Source organism: Blautia sp. Sow4_E7 (assembly GCF_052116245.1).
In the GTDB taxonomy this organism is placed as follows: Bacteria; Bacillota; Clostridia; order Lachnospirales; family Lachnospiraceae; genus Blautia_A.
On sequence record NZ_JBQKLL010000024.1, the window covers coordinates 1 to 19,638 of the forward strand.

A 19,638-nucleotide genomic window follows, 5' to 3' on the forward strand; every position below is an offset into this window, starting at 1 on the left:
CTTTGTGGATTACGCTAACGAATAATGCTCATCTTTTAGTAGTAAAACGTCTTATTTCTCAGCATTCTTTAAAATGATTAACATTTTGGAATGCTGAGTATAAGGCTTCAATTTCTTTTGTCATACGGTCTTTTTCGACATGATTCGACATCATAATGTCTTTATCATGAAGAAGACTGTGGGCACATTCATGAATTGCAGTTTTCATGGTCTGGCTCTCGCTCATGCCTTTATTGATAACAATTTCTTTTGTCGCATTGTTGTAATATCCTTTTGCTCCATTCGTAATCTCATCGAATCGAATCGGTACTGTGGATACTCTGGTGATTGCTTCCATGAATATTTCATAATTCTCAACACTGGCTGTCAGCTCCTCTGGCACAAGAAAGGGCAGTGGTTCTCCCTCTGTTTGCTCATAAGCAAATACGGTAGTTGGTCTGAATCTTGGGATAACAACCTCCACCTCTTCCAGTTCCGGTTGTCCATCTTCACCGATCACCGGTTGCTGATACTGGTCCTTTCGTTCTCTTGTCTGTTTAGTTTTCACGGGTGCCGGAGCAATGATCGTGATTCCTTTTTCCCCTCGTTTTACCTGCCTGCCAAGAGACTGCCATCGTTTATATGAATTACAGAGTGTGGCATCTGGTCTCTGCATAGCAATGAGAAGTGTGTTGTTTACGGAGTAATTGTGGAACTTTGTCATGACCTTCAGAAATTCCTTGTAACGTTCCTGATCACCTTCTAAGAAATTCTGCACACCCATCTCTAATGACTGCATGATGCTATTCATATCTTTTCCCTGAACCGGCAGGGCAGTTGTTTGAACACGGTCATTTTTGACCGGGTTGGATTCTGTTGAATATCCTGTCTGTTCCTCAGCTACTTTTTTTCCAATCTGCAGCTGATCGATATCGCTTGTAAAATGATTCTGGGAAGTAGGAATTGTATCTTTCTCATGAAACGAATAATACTCATTTCCTCTACCGGTTATGATGTGATCCACCATTTGAATTCCCAAAAGTTCTCCAACCTGATGCATGCGATCTGTCACTAGAACATCGTCTTTTGAAGGAACCAGATTCCCTGACGGATGATTATGGATCATCATAAAGGAATGTGCATTGGATAAAATCGCTGACTTCATCATTTCCCTTGGATGAACCAATGACTCACTCAAAGCTCCCATGCTTACGATGTTCATATTGATTGGTTTCATATCGCTTTGCAGATTCACTACACAAACAAGTTCCCGGTCCATTTGACTTAGGAACTCGCTCATGACATGGATCGCTGCTTTTGGAGAATCCATCTTTTCGGTGCTGATCAACGGTCTTTCCTGTATCATTCGGATTGCAACTTGTGGCAGCACATTTTCCCTCTTTTCATCGTGAATCCTTGGTGTATTATTCTCTGCCATCCGTATCACCTCCAAGTGGCACTTCTATGATGAATTCTTCAGATTCCATTTCATTGATCTTTTCTTTTAAATCATCAAAAGTAATTGTATCTTTTCTTTCCTGCATTGTTTTCCTCCAAAAAAAGAACCTCCGTCTGGACAAACCCAAACGGAGGCACAAGTATTAGAGTGACATATCGTTACTCTTATGTTTCTTAGGTGTTTTCACAGCATTTCCAAGATTCTGATCCTTATTGGAAACATCCTTTTCTTGCTGTTTTGCTTTTGCCTTCTGGCGAGCATCAAAGGTGTCTGCTTTTTCGAATACTTTGTCTTTGGAATCATAATGATATACCTCATCCGTAAGACGTTCCGATGGGCGTACCTGTGTCGCATTGATTTCCGTCACCATACTGCGAAGCTCAAGGAATGACATCTTTCCATCATCCGGGACAACCAAAGTTTCATGCACAGATGATGGGAGAATAAAATAATCTCCACCTAATCCTTCTGCAATTTTATCCATTTGATCCGGATAGAAGAGAGCTGCTGCACCATTAATACCCTGCACGTTGGTGATTACAGTCATGACAGAGTCTTCAACCATTGGCATATCCTGTATCAGAGCATCCATTGTCTCCTGATCCATACCAGCTTCTTTCATATCATCCATCATGATACGTTTCATGACCTCGCCCATAGAAGCAACCGTAGCTGGAAAGAGAATCGGAGAGCTTTTCATCGCATCTTCATGAAGCTGTTCCTGTGTAATACCATACATATTCATCAGGTGATTGTTGACTATGGTAGAAGCAATGCCTGCGTCGTCGTCCATGCTGACAGCGATATGATATGTAATCGCTAAATCCTCACGAAGCATATGTGGGACATTCTGCAACATTTCCTGATTTTTCTCTGCATTGCTTACTCGGATGAAAAGCTTATGCTTTGTAGTATCATAATCCGTGATGCGTAAGGAATCCACCTCAAAGCCTTCTGGCTGCATCTGAACCATAGCTGCAGCCTGTGTTACCGCCTCAACCAGGGAAATGTGATCGGAATCGTAAGCCTCATAGAGTGCTTCCAGATTGATGGTAGGCACTGCCACCTGATTTTCTTTCCGTACTGTAAGTCCTGTATACTGCTCATTCAGCTTTTTATGCTGTACGAGCTCCACTGTTGCGTCTTTAAAATCACTAGGAAGAAATTCCTTGATCATATCCTGAATTGATTCTGTAAAAGATTTAAAATCCATAATACTACCTCGTTCTTTCTTTTATTTCTTTGTTTTTGAGTTACTATTCTTTGGGAATTCTAAAGAGAAATTTGCCCTTCCATCCTTGAACTCCACCAACAAATCTGCTTCGAAATACATATCCTTTTTTCTGGAATACAAGTCCTTCATATGGGCTCTTCCATGTGCTAGAAGCGCCACTGCTGTTGCAGTATCTATGGTCTTTTTCATCGTTTCTAGATACCGATTTTCCTTCCAGAGAGAAAATCTGCATTCCCGGTTGGAGCAATAGAAGTTCTTCTTTCCCTCAAACACAGGATTGCCACAGATTGGACAGTTTCCAATGCTCTTGTGATTGGAAAATCGGGTTGTCTCTTCCGGTGGAAGTTCTTCCAGACCATTTAAGATCACGGATAACAAATTGCAGATTCCCCGAAGAAACATCTCTGGATCCATCTGTCCTTTTTCCATTTGCAAAAGCTGGTTTTCCCACTCTGCAGTCATACTGGCAGATTGTAAGCACTCCGGCATCACACTGATCAACGCCTTGCCATCCTCTGTGACAGTGAGCATTTTTCCTTTTCTTACGATGTATTTATCAGAGACAAGTTTTTCGATGATTCCGGCACGGGTCGCAGGAGTACCAAGTCCTTTTTTCTCGGTATCTTCATCGAATTCTCTGTTCCCAGCTGTTTCCATCGCATGAAGCAAAAGATCCTCATTAAATGCTTTTGGTGGAGAAGTAAAATGCTCTGTTTTCTCTGCAGTGACCTTGTAATAGGTTTTACCCTCTGTAACATTCGGAAATTCTTCTTTACCGACAGCATCCATATCCTGTATGGCAAGACGATCTTTGTTTTTAAAACATTCTTCATACAGCTTCCAGCCATGCTGTTTGATTTTTTTACCACCGGCTGAAAAATGCTCGCCTTCACAAATCACATTGGCATGAATCTCCGTAAAGATATGCTCTGCATCCGTAGCTGCTAAAAGCCGGATCGCTACCATGAATAAAATCATTTCCTCAGATTCTTTCAAATCACGAATCACATTGCCATCCAGCTCCATCGTTGGAATAATGGCATGATGATCCGATACTTTGGCATTATTCATGACTTTCTTCATATCTGGTTTTGTTGGTTCCTCAAATGGACCAAGAACCTGATATACTTCATGAATTCTACGAACCACACTTTTTCCTGTGCTTTCCATATCCTCTGTCAAATACTGGCTGTCTGTTCTTGGATAAGTAATCAGCTTTGCTTCATACAGGGATTGTGCTGCATCCAGTGTCTGCTTTGCTGTCATACCATAGATACGGTTTGCATCTCTCTGAAGAGAAGTAAGATCATACAGTCTTGGTGGTTTGACACGTTTTTCTTTCTCCGATAGGGATACGACTGATGCATCTTTCCCGTCACATTTACAAAGCAACTGATCCGATTCTCGTTCATCAAAGATTTTTTCTCTGACTGCTTTCATACCATCACAGTCCAGTTCCACGTTGAAATACTTTTGTTTTTTAAAGTTTTTAATCTGATTGTCTCTCTCAACCAGCATGGCTAAAGTCGGTGTCTGCACACGCCCCACAGTAAGCCTCTTATAATATTTTGAAGTGAAAGCTCTTGTTGCGTTCATACCGATCAGCCAGTCTGCTTGAGATCTGCATACAGCAGCATTCGCCAAATTACGATATTCTTCGCCATCTTTCAGATGTTCAAATCCATCCAGAATAGCAGAATCTTCCAGAGAACTGATCCACAGACGCTTTACCGGCAGTTTGCTTCTGGACAAGTCATAGACATGCTTGAAGATAAGTTCTCCTTCACGACCTGCATCGCAGGCATTTACCACATAGTCCATTCCCGGCTGATTCAATAGCTGTTTTAAAATATAAAACTGGTCCTTTTTGTCTTTAGATACTTCCACCTTCCAGGAAGTTGGAATAATGGGAAGATCCTCAAAGTTCCAGTTTTTGTAGCGTTCATCGTATCGTTCCGGATAAGCATATCCGGCAAGATGACCTAAGCACCAACTCACAATACAGTCATCCCCTTCCAGATAACCCTCTTTTCGTTCATTCGCACCGATCACCTGTGCAATACTTCTCGCCACACTCGGTTTTTCTGCAATTACTAAATACATGTCTTACCTCCAAAAAGACCGGCTACAGAATCTGCAACCGGTCCAAAATATCTATATCAATGCCACTGTCTATCCCCTCAGTGGCACAATTTTAATTATCGAAATCTTCGGATTCCTGATCCTCTTCAAATGAATCGGATTCACCAATCATCTCGATACCTTCGTCATCACCCTCATCCTCATCTTTTTTTGGCTTGATGAATTTTATATATCCATAAGCACCTACACCAAGGATTGCTGCTGCGAAGATTGCTACAAGTGCTCCCAGATTAGAAGCAGTCCCTTCTTTTTCCGGACTCTCTGTCACAGGTTGTTCCGTCTGCTCTGAATGTGTATTCTCATCAATCACAACCTCTGGTGTTACATCCACGATAGTAGATGCAGAAGTATCTTCCTCTAAGAATTCCTTCAGATCATTTTCATCAATCTGAGACAACATATACACGTTATCCACATTTGCAGATCGGTCAATGATCACATAGAAGGTATTATTATTCTTCGTTGTGATAGTAAGAAATTCCTTATTCTTACTGTTTGTGATATCATCCTGAACCTGAGCATTTCCCGGAACGGAGAATGGCTCCTCCGTATTGATCTGGTTTTCTTCCACAACAGTATCTTTATCCGTTTTCTCTGTTTCCACAGTTTCTGTTTTGCTTGCTTCTGCAGATTCATCCACATAAGCAAAAGCAGTAGTACCTGTTGCGAAAATCATGCTTGCCGATAAAAAAAGAACAGCCAGCATTTTATTCATCCTCTTGATCTTCACCATAATTGTTATCCTCTCTTTCTCTCATCTCATCGGATGATTCTTCTACGGGGATGTTTTCCTCAGAATCTCCATCTACCTGAAAACGAACGCTTCCATCCTGAATACCATTGAGCAGGTCAAAGAGTTCCTTGCTGCTTAGTTTCATACCACGAATACTTTTGATCATCTCATTATTTTCTTCCTGCTTTAGTGCAGATTGAACGCCTTTGAGATATTGCTGCAGCTCTGCAATCTTTCGCTCTGTTTTATCAATCTCTTCAAGATATCGCTTGATTCGCCTGTTCAATTTGTTCACCTTCCTTCAAAGCTCCGGAACGCCTTAAGGCAGACGTCCGAAGCATAAAAAATGTTGCTGCCAGTAGGAAGAATTGATGTTGGCATACTGGATAGGATTTCCACAATGGATCATCATTCCATTTCCAACATAAATTCCTACATGACTGGCTCCTGATGTGTTATAAGTTTTCTCAAAGAAGATCAGATCTCCCGGTTTCGCCTGATTTGGCGGTACATAAGTACAGATTCCACGAAGCCCTTCTGCAGTCCTGCGACCATAGTTCCATCCATTGCCGCAGTGATTAATCACCCAGGACACAAATCCAGAGCAATCAAAACTTGTAGATGGGGATGCCCCGCCCCAGACATATGGATAACCAAGATATTTCTCTGCTTCACGGATCATGTTCGCAAATCTTTGATCCGACAATGCCTCCGGTGGAATGTCATAGCTCATGCCGCCACTGCCGCCTGAAATCGTCCGAAGGTCAAATAGATAATCTCTGTTTCCGTAGGTGGTATTTAATGCGTTATAGAGAATCAGTTCTTCTTCATCCAGATTCGCTCTGGCAATGGCATCAAATCCTTTATTAGTCAGAGTCACTGAAAGAATCTTCTTCGTTGTGGTATTTGTAACTGTGACTTCCCGGCTTCCATTATCATCCGCAAGGAATGCTTCCCATGTCTGATGTCCATGGGCAGATGCTGCAGCATGCGAATCATAATAAACATCAAAATCCACTCCATATCTTGCAAAAGCACCGGTATCCTCCACAGTGTATTCCACACCGTTCATGACGATCCGAGTTCCCATTGGTACGGTAGGATTCGTTGCATCTACTGCAATGGTATGATTGGCTCTTGGCATGACTCCACTGGCAGTTGGACCACCAGACCATCTGCCACAGCAGATGGAGCAGTTACAATATCCGCTGGTCACAACTTGTCCCAGAGATTCACCAACCCGTACCGTTCTGGTCTCTGTGACTGTCTCTGTTTTGCCTTCCACATCCATGCCATACTGCGCTTCAAACAATTCCTGAATCACATCCTCTACATCCGCATATTTGAATTCACCATATTTCACGGTAAGAAACGAAATCAGATGATAAGGATTATGGGAGATCTCATCAATGTTGTAGCGATACTCGTCATAGTCAGGATATCTGGATTCGATGTTATTGACTTGCCGGTTCAGTGCATTCTCCAATGCTTTGTAAGCATTTTCGGCAGAGTGGATATCATCATCTGTACTTGGATAAGTTGTCATGCCAATCAATGAGCCAGCTCCTTGAATAGACGCTGAACAGCTGGTAAGGGAAGTAGAGATGAGCATAAATAAAAGAGCAAACACACCTATTCCAATAAAGATCGCCTTGTTCTTACGGAATATTTCTGCGGTTGCTCTTTTCGCTTTTTCTGTGAAAGACTCTGTAACAGCAGTAGCAGCACCACTGACAGTATCCATCCCTTTTTCCCCTTTTTTGGCTGCAATATAAGAATCCTTATATCTTTTTCTTTGCCAGAATCGATTCCACACTTTTTTCTTTGCCGTTTCTTTTGCAGATTCCCTGACTGACTTCTCCATCTCTTCAAACGTTAAACGTCCACTTGTTGGAGATTCTGTTTCACGATACCCTTTCTTTGCCAGTCTGCCAGAGGTTCGATTCATTCTGATCTGTGCACTGCGAAGGCTTCTGGTAGCTTCTTCCACAGCAATTTCACTCGCATGGGCACCTTCTAATCCCACATTGTCATCCTCTGCATGATGCAGTTTTTCATGTACATATGCACCGACTGCAGCACCACCAATTCCAGCAGCTTTCTTTCCGAAACTTGTTCCGGCACCGGCAATCATGCCACCTTCATCGTCAAACGATAACTTCGAAACTTTCTTTTGTTCCTCAGTGAGCCTTTTTCTCTGTCTTTTCTTTTGAATCGCTTCTTTGCTTTCGAGGCTTTCTTCCTTGGGAATACCTTCGTGAGCATGAAGCTTTTTTCGATAAGAAGAATTATTACGGGAAGTCTTTTTTTCTATCACTGATTCTTCTTCCGTGAAAGGTTCTTCTGACGGAGCAGCTCTGGACGGGGGCTCCCGGATCAGATCTTTCGTATTTTGATATTTTTTATTTCGTTTTGACGTACCTTCATGCAGGTTTTCTTCTGTTAGCCCGTCTCTGGACATCTTCTGAACGATTTTATCTTTCCCCGTATATTCCTGTCCTGCCATTTATCCTTTCACCTCCTCTCCAAAACAGGCAAATTAAAAGCAGCTCTCTCCACTGCAGAATGAACTTCTGAGAAGATGCCGCTCCCATACTTCCAATGTTTTCTCATTTTTCTTTGCGATATGTTCCATTTCCGCAAGTTCTTCCTTGCTGATGAGCAACTCTTTTTCCTTCATTCGGTCATACAGCTCATAGATTGAAGCAAGACTGGTATGCAAATCCTCAATCAGCTGCAGATAAGCTCTCTGGCATTCCAGAAGATTTTCTTCTGCCAGCATCGTGCGAATTCCCTTATGAAGGCTTTCTCGATCTACCATCAGTGGTTCATGTTCATAATAATCAAAATACTTTTTCATCACTTAATCGTCCTCTCTGATCAATTTCCCAACTACAACCATCCGCCCGTTTTTATGACTGTACTCACAAGTAGACAGGGTAAGTAACTGATCCCCATATTCAGCCATGACTCCTGTGTTGTAATAGGACTTCTTTATACAAATATCAACAAAGTTTTTATATTCCAGAGGCGTTTCTGCCTTAGTAAATGCGTAATACGCAAAATCGTTCCCTGTATAGACAGGAACAGCAAAGCAAGCCATCACCTCATAAATTTCATCACCATGAAAAGTGCTGTAAATAATCCTTTTATGCTTCTGATAGAAGGATTCGCTCTTATACTTATCAAGATCTGCAAACATTGCACCACTTTTCATGTGATGACCGTAAATAATCAGGTTGTCAAAATCCTTCGGATCACAAATTTCAGAAATAAAAGGAGTTCCACTTATGTCATATTCCTGATTGAAATTCTTTCTTAAGTAGTAATTCTTTTCTTCCGGATGATACATGACGGGATAATCAATGTGTGTATCTTCAATTCGAATCCACCCTTCACAGTCCGGATTCTTTTCATGTAGTTCTAGAAGACCCGGATTGATATTTGGCTCATCCTCTGAGTTATCTTTTGAATTCTCCGGATATTCCTGATCAAATACTTCCCTGATTTCTTCAAATGCTTTATCGCTTTTATGATCTTCTAATTTCGTCCCTGCCAGTATGTAGATACTGACAGAGATACAGAAGAGTGAGAGTAGCAACATGATTCCTGAAAAAAGCTTTCTCATGATTTTTGGGAAGCCTCCCATTCTTTTCGGGCTTCCACTTCCTCCGGCTTAGTTGTCATCAGACTGTATAACTTCAAAGATTTATCAAACTTATCCTTGAATGGAATGATGGTGCTTCCATAGAACAGAAGCCCCTCACCTTCACCGGAATTCGTCACATAAGATAACTGGTACGGAGAAATATTCAGCTGCTTTGCAAGGATCTGTCTGTCACCGGCAGCCTGATTGAGCATCAGGATAAAATCACTGTTTTCAAAGATATTTTCAATCTCACGGCTGGCAAGAAGATCTTTGATATTCTGTGTGATACCGGTTGGGATTCCTCCCCATTTACGGAATCGCTTCCAGATTTCAACCGAATACGCTGCAGTCTGTTCCTCCTTCAGAAGCAGATGGAACTCATCAATGTAATACCGGGTGGATTTATGAGAGCCACGGTTGATGGTTACTCGGTTCCAAACCTGATCCTGAACAATCAGCATTCCAAGTTTTTTGAGCTGTTTTCCAAGATCCTTGATATCAAAACAAACAATTCGGTTATTAAGCTCCACATTGGTCTGATGATTAAATACACGAAGCGAACCGTTGACATAGATTTCCAAAGCTGTCGCAATACGCTGTGCCTGTGGCTCTTCCTGTTTTCTCAAGCATTCATACAGATCTCCAAGAATCGGCATGTTCTCTGGTTTTGGATCTGCAAAGTAGTTTTGATACACCAACGGCAGACATCGGTCAATGACTGATTTTTCTTCTGCCTCGATACCATCTCGACTACCCATGATTAATTCACACAGAGAGAGTACAAAGTCTGACTTCACTCCAAGAGGATTATCATCATCGGAATAATCCATATTGATATCCATCGGGTTGATATAATCCTTACTGGTTGGTGAAATATGGATAACCTGTCCCCCAAGAGCATGTACAAGAGGGTAGTACTCACCTTCCGGATCTCCTATGATGATGTCATCGTTTGTTACGAAGAACGCATTGGTGATTTCTCTTTTTGCTGCAAAAGATTTTCCGGAACCCGGTGTACCAAGAATCAATCCGTTCGGGTTCTTTAATTTCTTTCGGTCTACCATGATCATATTGCTGCTAAGAGCATTCAATCCGTAGTAAAGGGATTCGCCCGGCATGAACAACTCCTGTGTGGTAAATGGCACAAAAATAGCAGTGCTTGTTGTGGTCAGTGCTCGTTTAATCGGCACATGATTGACCCCTAACGGTACACTGCTCATTAACCCCTCTTCCTGTAAATAATCCAGTTTACGGAGTACACAATTATATTTCTGTGCAATACCTGCAGTCTGCAAAATTGCATTATCCAGATTTTGCTTTGTCTTTGCGGTATTTAAAAAGAGAACTGTCACCAAGAACATTCTCTCATTTCTGGATTGCAGATCGTCCAAAAGTCGTTTGGCTTCTCCACCATAAGTATTCAGATCGGAGGGAATGATATCCATGTCATAACCAGCTCTGACTGCTTTTTTCTGTTCCTCAATCTTCATTCGGTTAATATCTGTCACCTTAGATTTTACAAGCTTGATTGCTTTCATCTGATCCACAGACTGTACATGAAGATTGACACTTAAATCCTTATCAATATCCAGAAATTCTACCAGCATTTTATCTGTAAGTTCCGGTGCCAAAATCTGCAGATATGACACACTTCCCAGAGTGTCACCCATACGGAAGGTGCTTCCATCCTTAAACACAAAGCTTGTTGGTGCAATAAAATCTTTGGTTCCAAGACCACTTTTTAACAGCTGACTGTATTCAAAGTTGAATCCCGTCTGATCCGGATTAAAGGTTTCATAGAGGATCTGCAATCGCTCCACACCATTCAATGGATAAGCCGGAACACCCAGAATCTTAAAGTTATTGAGAATATCAGACTCAATACGTTCCAGTTTCGGTTTTGCAAGCTTGATGCTGTCAGCTTCTACAGAAAAAGTAATGTATTTTGTCTTTACCAGACCATTATTTCCTTTTGCCAACTGATTCTTAAGCATCTGTGCATATTCCATTCGCACATCATCAAAAGCATCATTCTGAGGACGGATGCGAATCACACGTTCAAATTCTTTCATATTGCTCTTATGATTGATAAAGCTGAGCTGAAAATGAATGCTGCTGTCAAAGTAATTTAAGAAATCACACCAGTTTTCAAAGATTGCATTCTTGTCTTCGTTCTGTGCCAGCTGATAGTTGATATCATAAAAACGGATTGTCTTTGAATAGGTTTTGCCCTGCACCCGGCAGATACCATCTTTTGCCATTTCCTTATATCGGATCGTCTTATGGGCAGAAATCTTTTTTTCATTCTTCTTATCCGCAGATGACTTCTTTTTCTTCTTGTCCTTCTTGGAATCCTGAATGGCAGGTGCTTTTTTCTTAGACACGCTTTTTGCCTCCTTTCTCATTGCTATTACCATGGTCATCATTTTCTAATTCTGACTCATAGTAGTTTTCAGTTTCATATTTGCGGACAGATGGTCGTAAGAACTTCACCCTGATAATATTCATCAGGATTTCTTCCAGTGGCTGTCCGTCTTTTTCATACATGGCAAACATAAATGCCGGAAGCATTAACAGCACCATAACCGTTGCTGCGTTTGACATGCCAATGACATTTCTGGTCAGAAAATAGAATGGAATTCCTATTGCAGCTCCGATCCCGATACAGATCAGCTGTCTTCTGGTCAGATTAAATGCCAGTTTATTTTTTACTTTTGTCAAATCCTTGGGAACACTGACATAAGCCATAAGCTATCGTCTCCTTTCTAAAGATTAATGGCTTCCAAAGATCTGTTTACTCAAAGATCCAGTCTTAAATAAACTGAAACAGAGTACAACTGTGTAAGCCATAATTCCAAATAATGAGGAACTTAAGTTATCTGAATACTGAATGCCAGCTACCAGTACCGCATAAATAGCCACGCAGATCATCATCAGAAATGCCTGGAATGCCAGAGCCATGAGCCCTCTGAAATAGTTTGTTCCGACCTGTCCCCACTCCCTGTTGGACATCGTGGCGAACGGAATCGGTGCAACCGAAGTGTAGATGTATATTTCAATCATTCTTCCGTACAGGATGACTGTTATCAGTACCGACATGATCTTCATACATAAGCTAACGATCAGGGTTTCCAGTGCCAAGATGACCAGTTCCCCTATCTCCATTGCTTCCAGAGTCGTATCCAGATTCGTAATCGCTGATGTAATATCAATTGCTGTATTTCCGGTAATTACACCAGTAGCTGAATTGACCACATGCTGTCCCACATCAAATACTGCCATAGTAATGGTAAATGTATTGCTCACAAGATAAACTGCGATCCACATTTTTACAAAGTACTTGAAGAACATCCATGTATCGATGTCATGCATATTGTTACGCTCTGTGATCATCGTGATCAGTTCATAACAAAGTACGAAAGTAATGATAATTCCTGCTATAGGCATGATGACCGAATTCGACAGATTTTGTATCATGCTGAAAATGCTGCCATTCCACCCCTGTGGAGTCTGTCCAACCTGGGCAGCGATCTCACTGGTCTTTTGATTGACATCCGTAAACATCCTGTCCAGATTGGAATGAATCATCCCCGTTAGAAGTTCACGCATCCACTCTTCAATTGCATCAAAAATGCCATCGAACATGGATTACTCCCTCCTTTTAACCAAACAATCCGCTAAGCAGTGGAATCAGCTGTGTACCGATAAGGATTACTCCGCCACCGGACATGAGCTGCTTGATTCCCTGTGATTTTGCACCCGATAGCGATAGGTAATCCTTTGAAGTTATCTCCGGATTTTCCCCCGCTCCACACCGTGCATGCGACTTTCACCGCACACGGCGCTCCATCGAATTCAGCCGTCCAGGGCTTTTAAACACAACTTACACACTTCGTTACAGCATTAAATTCAAAGAATAATAGGTGGCATTTCTGCCATAGTACGAAGTTTGTTAAGCTTTTCTATTTGTTTATTGTCAAGATTTAAGGATTTCAGGTACTTCTCAATCGTAGGTTCTGAAGAAGCATGGATAAGGATATGAACCGCTTTGCTGACAAGAATAAGATTTGCGTATTCATCCGAACCGCCATTGCTAACCGGCACTTTATGGTGGCAGTGAATATCGTGGGAATTCATCGGAATTCCTGTCACTGCACATTTACCATACTGTGCCGCATACAAAGAAATACGGTTATCCGCATATTCAATGGTTCTGCCTTTTACAGGATTTCTCATCAGCCATAACATTGTCGCTGTGTCGATTGCAAGATTCTTATGAATCTGTTCCCGACCTTTGACCGTATATTTATTGATGGATTTCCTTTTATGCTGGGCATTCTTTGACTGGACATATCCCAGTGGAACCACCGGCCGTCCATGAAGGAACCTCATCTGTCTGCTTGCTCCATACTTTTCTTTAATGAACCCATTTCTGAGCTGTCCCTTTTTGGATAAGTCGCCTTTCAGTCTGTTTCTGAGCTGTTTGTTGATACTGAAGGCAAGTCTGCTGAAGTCATGGGATACTTCTGTAGAAATATAATAGTATTCATGAAGTCCGGCAACTACAGAGTTATATTTCTGAAGCTGCATGAACTGAGCATTATCATCTGACGAATGAGCCAGTTTCTTTACTTCTTCCGATACTTTTTCATGAGCCTTTTTGTATGCTTTATCGCTCATATGAGACCGAACCACATATTTCTTACCCTTTTTACGGACTTTCAGTTTGAACCCGAGAAAATCAGAATACTGTCTTTTGAGATTAACTACTTTGGATTTGTCAGGGCTGATTTCCAGCCCCAGCCTGTCCTTTAGCCATAACTCTGTTGCCTTGTATGCTCTGACAGCATCCTCATGTGTTGCGCAGAAAATTTTAAAATCATCTGCATACCGAACTGCATGCATCTCTTTTAATCTGCTCCGGCGCAGAGCCCTGTAGGCGTGGCTCTTAATCTCTGTTCCCTGCGCATTGCTCCTTGTTTTGAATTTTGTTTTTGTTGGCATCTGCTCCCACTGGGAAGCAATCCACCAATCCAGTTCATTCAATACGATGTTTGCCAGCAATGGCGACAAAATACCGCCTTGCGGGGTACCCCGTGTGGGATATGTTTTCTCCCCATTTGGCAGAACAACAGGTGCTTTCAGCATCTCTTTTATAATGCATAACAGCTTTTTGTCCCGGATTCCCAATGCCCATATCTGACGAATCAGCTTTGTATGGCTGATATTATCAAAGAAGCCTTTAATATCGAGGTCAACCACATGGTACAGATGCTGTACCTGTATCAGCCTCATGCATTGCGCAATAGCAGTCTCAGCGGAACGGTTCGGGCGGAACCCGTTGGAGTTCTCACTGAATTTTGCTTCACATATCGGCTCCATGACCTGCAAAATACATTGCTGTACGATCCGATCTACGATAGTTGGAATTCCCAGAGGTCTGGTCTTTCCATTGGGCTTTGGTATCTCCACTCGCCTTACGGGTCGTGGATGATAATTACTGAATTGTTTCCGTATGAGACGGACGTATTCTTCCTCGCTTAACTTTGCAAGGTCGGCTATCGTCCTTTTATCCACTCCCGAAGTATCACTTCCTGTATTCTTCTTTATCGTTCTGTATGCAAGCTTGATATTTTCTTCACTCTCGATGATTTCCATCAGATGGTTGAAGGTTTTATCTTTCTTACTTTCTGCATACAGCCTGTCAAAAGTACCTTCCATGTCGTAATACTCTGAGTTGCGGATTTTTCTCTGTTTACTTTTCCTTTCTTGCTGCCCCGAAGTCAACACAGGCATCCTCTCCCTTCGGTTTGGATTTTCTTTGTCATACTCGAAGCTGTGTTTGTTGTGTTTTCATTTTCTTTGCTGAATTCGACTTGTGGCTATCCCTCCACCGCTTACTTATTCACGGCTTCACAGGTACTGTGCCACTACTCTCACTGGAATAAAGAATGGTTATTGCCCTCTCGCGAAGGTATTCCCATCCACCACATCATTGGCTTGCAACCGCCTCCGTATCCCCAGCTTTCCACGTTCCGATATTCCTATCATTGGACATCTTTAGGTTCTTCCTCTAAGCCTGTATCTGGTCATGCATAACCGCACCGCCTGTAACGATGCATGGACTTTCATAACAACCAATTTTACTCGCCCACAGATACCACCATGAAAGGTGTACCGCCTTTCGACAGCATCAACGTTTAGACTCGTACATTCGGAATTTCGTCAGTATTTTCATACATTCTCACCATGGATATCCGACCCCCGGCATATAGGCAACACCATCCACCTCTGGACAGCTTTCGTGTCTGGTCTGAAAACCAGTCTTACGGTTGCTCTCTGCCGACTTCACCGAGCTCTATAAACTTTTGGAGAGAGCCGTTGCATGCTCCCCGCCATTCGGAGTATCAGGGTGGCGCTTCGGGACGTTACCCCCTCATTTCACCCATCGGAATATCAGTTCTCCAAAGTTTCGGGCTACAATTGCCCTTCGACTTTGTGCGCAAGCTTTTCACTTACGAACGTGTCGCACGATTGTCATTGCCATATCCTTCCATCAAATTGATTACACCCCATACACCAAGTCCGGCTCCGATGGCTACAACAAGGGTCTGTAAGATATTGATCGCTGAACTAAAAAACGCCATATGTGATATTGAAACTGTAGATTTTCAGGCTCTATCTACAGAATCTCTCCTTTCCAAATTTAGTGTTTTTGAGCCATATATTGTGTGGTCTCCCCTTAGCAGGGAGCTCGGATCCATCCCTTCATCATTGCACCTCCTGCCAAAGGCATAAAAAATACCGCTTCTCAAAAGCGGATCATTTACTCGTCTATTTCATCTTCTGCAGCAATGGCTGCGACGTCTGCCTCCGAAACATTACATTCATACATTTCAAAGACCATATCTTTTTTCAGAATCAATTTATGTTCCAGATACTTCTGGATGTCAAATTCATTCTTCTTATCGTAATCGGATAATTCCTTATATCGTTTGTGTTTGGTAATATCGAACTTATCACTTAAGAACGGGCGCACACCCCGAAGCTGCAAAATACATTTGTTTCCATCCATGACCGCAAGCTCATCCTTGCTCATCAGCTCCTTGCCTGTCTTTTGATAGTTCAGTCCATAAGAACGATTACTTCCTCTTGTATCAGAAGTGTTATATAGATCAATGGTTTCCTTTCCAAGGATCTCCGAGATTTCTTTTAAAGTAGAACTTTCCTTGCCGCCAAGGAACAGCATGGTATCACAGTTTCCTTCAATTGTTTCTGCAGCATCCTTATAGATGGTCTTTAACTGTGATCTGGACTGCAGAATAATAGAAGCAGAAATTTCTCGGCTTCGGATGGTTGCGATCAATTTGTCGAATTTTGGAATTTGACCAATGTTGGCAAACTCATCAGCCAGAATTCTCACATGATACGGCAACCGACCTCCATGCTCATCATCCGCTTTATCACATAACAGGTTAAATAACTGTGTGTACATGATGGCTACCACAAAGTTGAAAGTATCATCAGTATCTGAGATGATCACAAACATTGCAGTTCTCTGATCTCCCAGCATATCAAGCTCCATTTCATCGTATTCCATCAGATCTCTCAATTCCTGAATGTCAAATGGAGCAAGCCTTGCCCCACAGCTGATCAGGATAGACTTTGCTGTTTTTCCAGCTGCCAGCTTATATTTGCGGTACTGGCGCACTGCAAAGTGTTCCGGATTTTCAGCTTCCAGTTCCTCAAACAATTCATCCACCGCATTTTTAAATTCTTCATCTTCCTCCCTTGTCTCACTGGCATTGATAAATTCAAGCAGAGTAGAGAAGTTCTGTTCTTCTGGTGGGGCTTCATACCAGATATAGCCGATCAGGGCACTGTAAAGGAGTTTTTCTGCTTTCACCCAGAAATCTTCGGTAGATTTTTCTCCTTCTCCTTTGGTATTTGCAATGATCGTATTCACCAGTTTCAGGATATCTTTCTCGCTGCGAATATAATGAAACGGATTATAATGCATGCTTTTTTTGAAATTGATCGTATTTAGTACTTTGATGCGATATCCTTCATTCGCAAGCATCTTGCCACACTCCACCAGAATTGTACCCTTCGGATCTGTGACCACATAAGATACGTTCTTGGGCATCTGCATTAGATTTGGTTTTACATAGAACCTTGTCTTACCAGAACCGGAACCACCAATAATGATGACATTCTTGTTTCTTGCATATTTCGGATGTTTTGGTCTGGAATTCATGGTAAGTCTCTCTGTCTGGGTCAGTAGGACATTATTTTCAAACACCGGGTCTATGAATGGTTCGATGTCTTTTGAGGTGCCCCATCTGGCAGAGCCATATTCTTCTCCCTGACGAAATTTCTTTGCATTCTTTCCTTTGAAATAAACAACTGCCCAGATAAGTGCTGCTCCAATAATACCTGCAAGCAGATCATACAAATGAAAACTTGGCAGAACATTCGTAAAAGCAAGCTTATAATTCATCATCATGACACCAAATCTTTGAACTGCAGTGCCTCCCACACAATGTCTGTACAGCCAGGCACCTTTATCCACAAAATAGAAGAGGATGATGTAGGGTATCCACATAATTATCTTCTTTCTACTCATCGATCCTGACCCCTATCCTTATTTTTCTGTTTCACTTTTTGACGATGCTTTACCTTACGCTGCACTGTCTTTGCAAGTTTTTTCTTCACAGAAGGCTTTTTAACTTTCTGCTTCATGGATACACCGGCATATTCTTTAAAAGCTGCAGTCATTACATCCACATCTTTTGCTTTAAAAAACACCATAAATCTAGGTGGATCTGTACTGACATCTTTTTTCAGGCTGTAATCAATACCGTACTTTCGGGCAATTCTTTCAAATGATTTGATGTTATCATCTGTAATCGGAATATTGGTAAGCTGAACTCCCTGATTCATGAGCTGTTTCATAGTCTGCTTGCCTCTGGGCTTTTTTGCTTCCAGTTTTTTCTCTGCTTTATCTCTAGCCTTTACTTTGATTTCTTCATTTTTCGACACGTTTTTCTTCTGGATCTTTAGATTCTTTCGTTTTTCCATGTCATTCAAATACTTTCGCATAGCTGCCTTTAACGTATTGGCAGTGATGCGCCCAGCTTGAATGCAAAGATTCAATGTTTTATCATTTACTTCATCCTGCACTATGAACTCCCCCTTTCAATCAGAGGCAAGATACCTCTTTTTTCTTTTAGTTCTTCATATAAGAACAATCTGCCTTTTTGTGTCCATTCCGTCTGCATACGCACCAGACAGGTTCCATCCCCTCTCGGAATCGTAATGGTTCTACTGTGCACGTATCCTTGTCCCTGATAGTTAGCATATAATATCCACTGATCATTCACTTTATATTGGATTTTCATATCATGGAGAAGGCGGTTAAATTGAATGGCGCTCATCCCATAATCCTTGGCAATCTGCGTGGTCAGAACCAGAGACGGAGATTGAAGAATCTGTTCCAGATAATTCGCCTTTGGAGTCAGTTCTTCTAACATCATCTGTTGCTCCATTACCTGATTCTGCATTAACAAACATTGATCTCTAAGTTCCTCCACGGACTTATTTGCAATTTGCAATGCTCTTGCCATAACCTGTTCCGGTGAATTCCACGCTTTTTCCACTTCCAAAAAATATTTGCGAATCACTTTTCCTACAGGTGTTCTAGCCAGCATGCAGATTTCTTTCGCCATGTCGATGGACAACTCATGATCTACGATTTCTCTGCAGATTTTTCGATTACCCTCGAATTGAACCCGGTCAATTTTGACCGCCTTGAAATCCATGCCCTCTTCAAAACCATAACTACACATCCTTGGAAACCAATGACGATACTCTGTATGAACACCCAATCTTTCGTGAAGTTGCCTTGCTGATACAGTCATTTCATTTGTTTCCGTATGGACCTGAATCATACTATTCATTGCTGGTTCACCTGCCTTTCTTCTGTCTGATCTCCATCAGTAATTTTGCAATACAATAACCAATACAGGGAGAATGTCTGCCATAAGGACAGTTCTTACAATTACCTGTATCTTCTGAAAGTTCTGTTCTATCCGGCAGAAGATAGTGGCATGCATTTAATTTGCAGCCTTTCTTTCTGCTGATCCAATAGTGACAATATACGCAGGACCATGGTTTTTCTGGGTGATATTTTCTTCCCGTAATAGCAGCCTTTGGATCTACGATATCGTTTCTATCGTTTTTCATGCAATCTCTCTCTTAGAACAACTTCCTCTGTTCTTTCATCTCCGATGCCCCAGAAATCATCGTCATCACTTCCAACCTTAGCGGCACACCATAATGCAAAGCTGCAAACAACAGCAACGATACCACCAGTAATCGCAATTGCTTTCCACATATTGTTTTCTCCTTCCGAAATAGAAAATGGATGCCTGCAATCTCGG

Annotated in this window: 17 protein-coding genes and 2 pseudogenes; all 19 read right to left on the bottom strand. The window is 41.8% G+C overall.

Annotation, left to right across the window (positions count from 1 at the left end):
- Positions 1–58: 58 nt before the first annotated feature.
- The 19 genes and pseudogenes from ACTQ50_RS12995 to ACTQ50_RS13085 all read right to left on the bottom strand — a co-directional run bounded on the left by ACTQ50_RS12995 (position 59) and on the right by ACTQ50_RS13085 (position 19,592).
- Entirely contained in the window at positions 59–1,417 is a 1,359-nt protein-coding gene (locus tag ACTQ50_RS12995) for a JAB domain-containing protein (protein ID WP_441484571.1), read from the bottom strand.
- 163 nt (positions 1,418–1,580) lie between these two features.
- Positions 1,581–2,651: a DUF5688 family protein gene (locus ACTQ50_RS13000; protein ID WP_441484572.1), complete on the bottom strand. Its 1,071-nt coding sequence runs from the start codon at positions 2,649–2,651 to the stop codon at positions 1,581–1,583.
- A 21-nt stretch (positions 2,652–2,672) separates the two neighbouring features.
- A complete protein-coding gene (locus ACTQ50_RS13005) occupies positions 2,673–4,775 on the bottom strand; it encodes a DNA topoisomerase 3 (protein WP_441484573.1) in 2,103 nt (700 codons plus the stop codon).
- A gap of 91 nt (positions 4,776–4,866) precedes the next feature.
- Positions 4,867–5,547 carry a CD1107 family mobile element protein gene (locus tag ACTQ50_RS13010; protein WP_441484574.1) on the bottom strand — a complete coding sequence of 227 codons (681 nt, stop codon included), beginning with the start codon at positions 5,545–5,547 and terminating at the stop codon, positions 4,867–4,869.
- Positions 5,522–5,833: a DUF4315 family protein gene (locus ACTQ50_RS13015; protein WP_441049959.1), complete on the bottom strand. Its 312-nt coding sequence runs from the start codon at positions 5,831–5,833 to the stop codon at positions 5,522–5,524. Before ACTQ50_RS13015 ends, ACTQ50_RS13010 begins: the two co-directional genes overlap by 26 nt.
- A 33-nt stretch (positions 5,834–5,866) precedes the next feature.
- The gene (locus tag ACTQ50_RS13020) at positions 5,867–8,008 is read right to left on the bottom strand and encodes a CD1108 family mobile element protein (RefSeq protein WP_441484582.1); all 2,142 of its coding nucleotides are present in this window, start codon (positions 8,006–8,008) and stop codon (positions 5,867–5,869) included.
- A 78-nt stretch (positions 8,009–8,086) separates the two neighbouring features.
- Positions 8,087–8,407: a hypothetical protein gene (locus ACTQ50_RS13025; protein ID WP_347375477.1), complete on the bottom strand. Its 321-nt coding sequence runs from the start codon at positions 8,405–8,407 to the stop codon at positions 8,087–8,089.
- 3 nt (positions 8,408–8,410) lie between these two features.
- Complete coding sequence (gene srtB, locus ACTQ50_RS13030; RefSeq protein WP_441484575.1) at positions 8,411–9,175, bottom strand: class B sortase; 765 nt, start codon at positions 9,173–9,175, stop codon at positions 8,411–8,413.
- Positions 9,172–11,601: a VirB4-like conjugal transfer ATPase, CD1110 family gene (locus ACTQ50_RS13035; protein WP_441484583.1), complete on the bottom strand. Its 2,430-nt coding sequence runs from the start codon at positions 11,599–11,601 to the stop codon at positions 9,172–9,174. Before ACTQ50_RS13035 ends, srtB begins: the two co-directional genes overlap by 4 nt.
- Entirely contained in the window at positions 11,573–11,944 is a 372-nt protein-coding gene (locus ACTQ50_RS13040; RefSeq protein WP_347375474.1) for a PrgI family protein, read from the bottom strand. Before ACTQ50_RS13040 ends, ACTQ50_RS13035 begins: the two co-directional genes overlap by 29 nt.
- 24 nt (positions 11,945–11,968) lie before the next feature.
- Positions 11,969–12,841, bottom strand: coding sequence for a VirB6/TrbL-like conjugal transfer protein, CD1112 family (locus ACTQ50_RS13045; protein WP_347375473.1), 873 nt, complete (start codon positions 12,839–12,841; stop codon positions 11,969–11,971).
- A gap of 16 nt (positions 12,842–12,857) precedes the next feature.
- A pseudogene (locus tag ACTQ50_RS13050) lies at positions 12,858–12,956 on the bottom strand (Maff2 family mobile element protein); the annotation flags it as partial.
- Positions 12,957–13,105: 149 nt separating this feature from the next.
- Complete coding sequence (gene ltrA / locus ACTQ50_RS13055) at positions 13,106–14,992, bottom strand: group II intron reverse transcriptase/maturase (RefSeq protein WP_441484576.1); 1,887 nt, start codon at positions 14,990–14,992, stop codon at positions 13,106–13,108.
- A gap of 722 nt (positions 14,993–15,714) precedes the next feature.
- Positions 15,715–15,843 (bottom strand): annotated as a pseudogene (locus ACTQ50_RS13060) (Maff2 family mobile element protein); the annotation flags it as partial.
- Between the two features lie 179 nt (positions 15,844–16,022).
- Positions 16,023–17,822: a VirD4-like conjugal transfer protein, CD1115 family gene (locus tag ACTQ50_RS13065; RefSeq protein ID WP_441484577.1), complete on the bottom strand. Its 1,800-nt coding sequence runs from the start codon at positions 17,820–17,822 to the stop codon at positions 16,023–16,025.
- On the bottom strand, positions 17,819–18,379 hold the full coding sequence (locus tag ACTQ50_RS13070) for a PcfB family protein (protein ID WP_287777790.1): 561 nt from the start codon (positions 18,377–18,379) through the stop codon (positions 17,819–17,821). The genes ACTQ50_RS13065 and ACTQ50_RS13070 overlap by 4 nt, the downstream gene beginning before the upstream one ends.
- Positions 18,379–19,155: a phage antirepressor KilAC domain-containing protein gene (locus ACTQ50_RS13075; RefSeq protein WP_287777793.1), complete on the bottom strand. Its 777-nt coding sequence runs from the start codon at positions 19,153–19,155 to the stop codon at positions 18,379–18,381. Before ACTQ50_RS13075 ends, ACTQ50_RS13070 begins: the two co-directional genes overlap by 1 nt.
- A 7-nt stretch (positions 19,156–19,162) precedes the next feature.
- Complete coding sequence (locus tag ACTQ50_RS13080; protein WP_287777796.1) at positions 19,163–19,441, bottom strand: hypothetical protein; 279 nt, start codon at positions 19,439–19,441, stop codon at positions 19,163–19,165.
- On the bottom strand, positions 19,428–19,592 hold the full coding sequence (locus tag ACTQ50_RS13085) for a hypothetical protein (protein ID WP_287777798.1): 165 nt from the start codon (positions 19,590–19,592) through the stop codon (positions 19,428–19,430). Before ACTQ50_RS13085 ends, ACTQ50_RS13080 begins: the two co-directional genes overlap by 14 nt.
- Positions 19,593–19,638 lie beyond the last annotated feature (46 nt).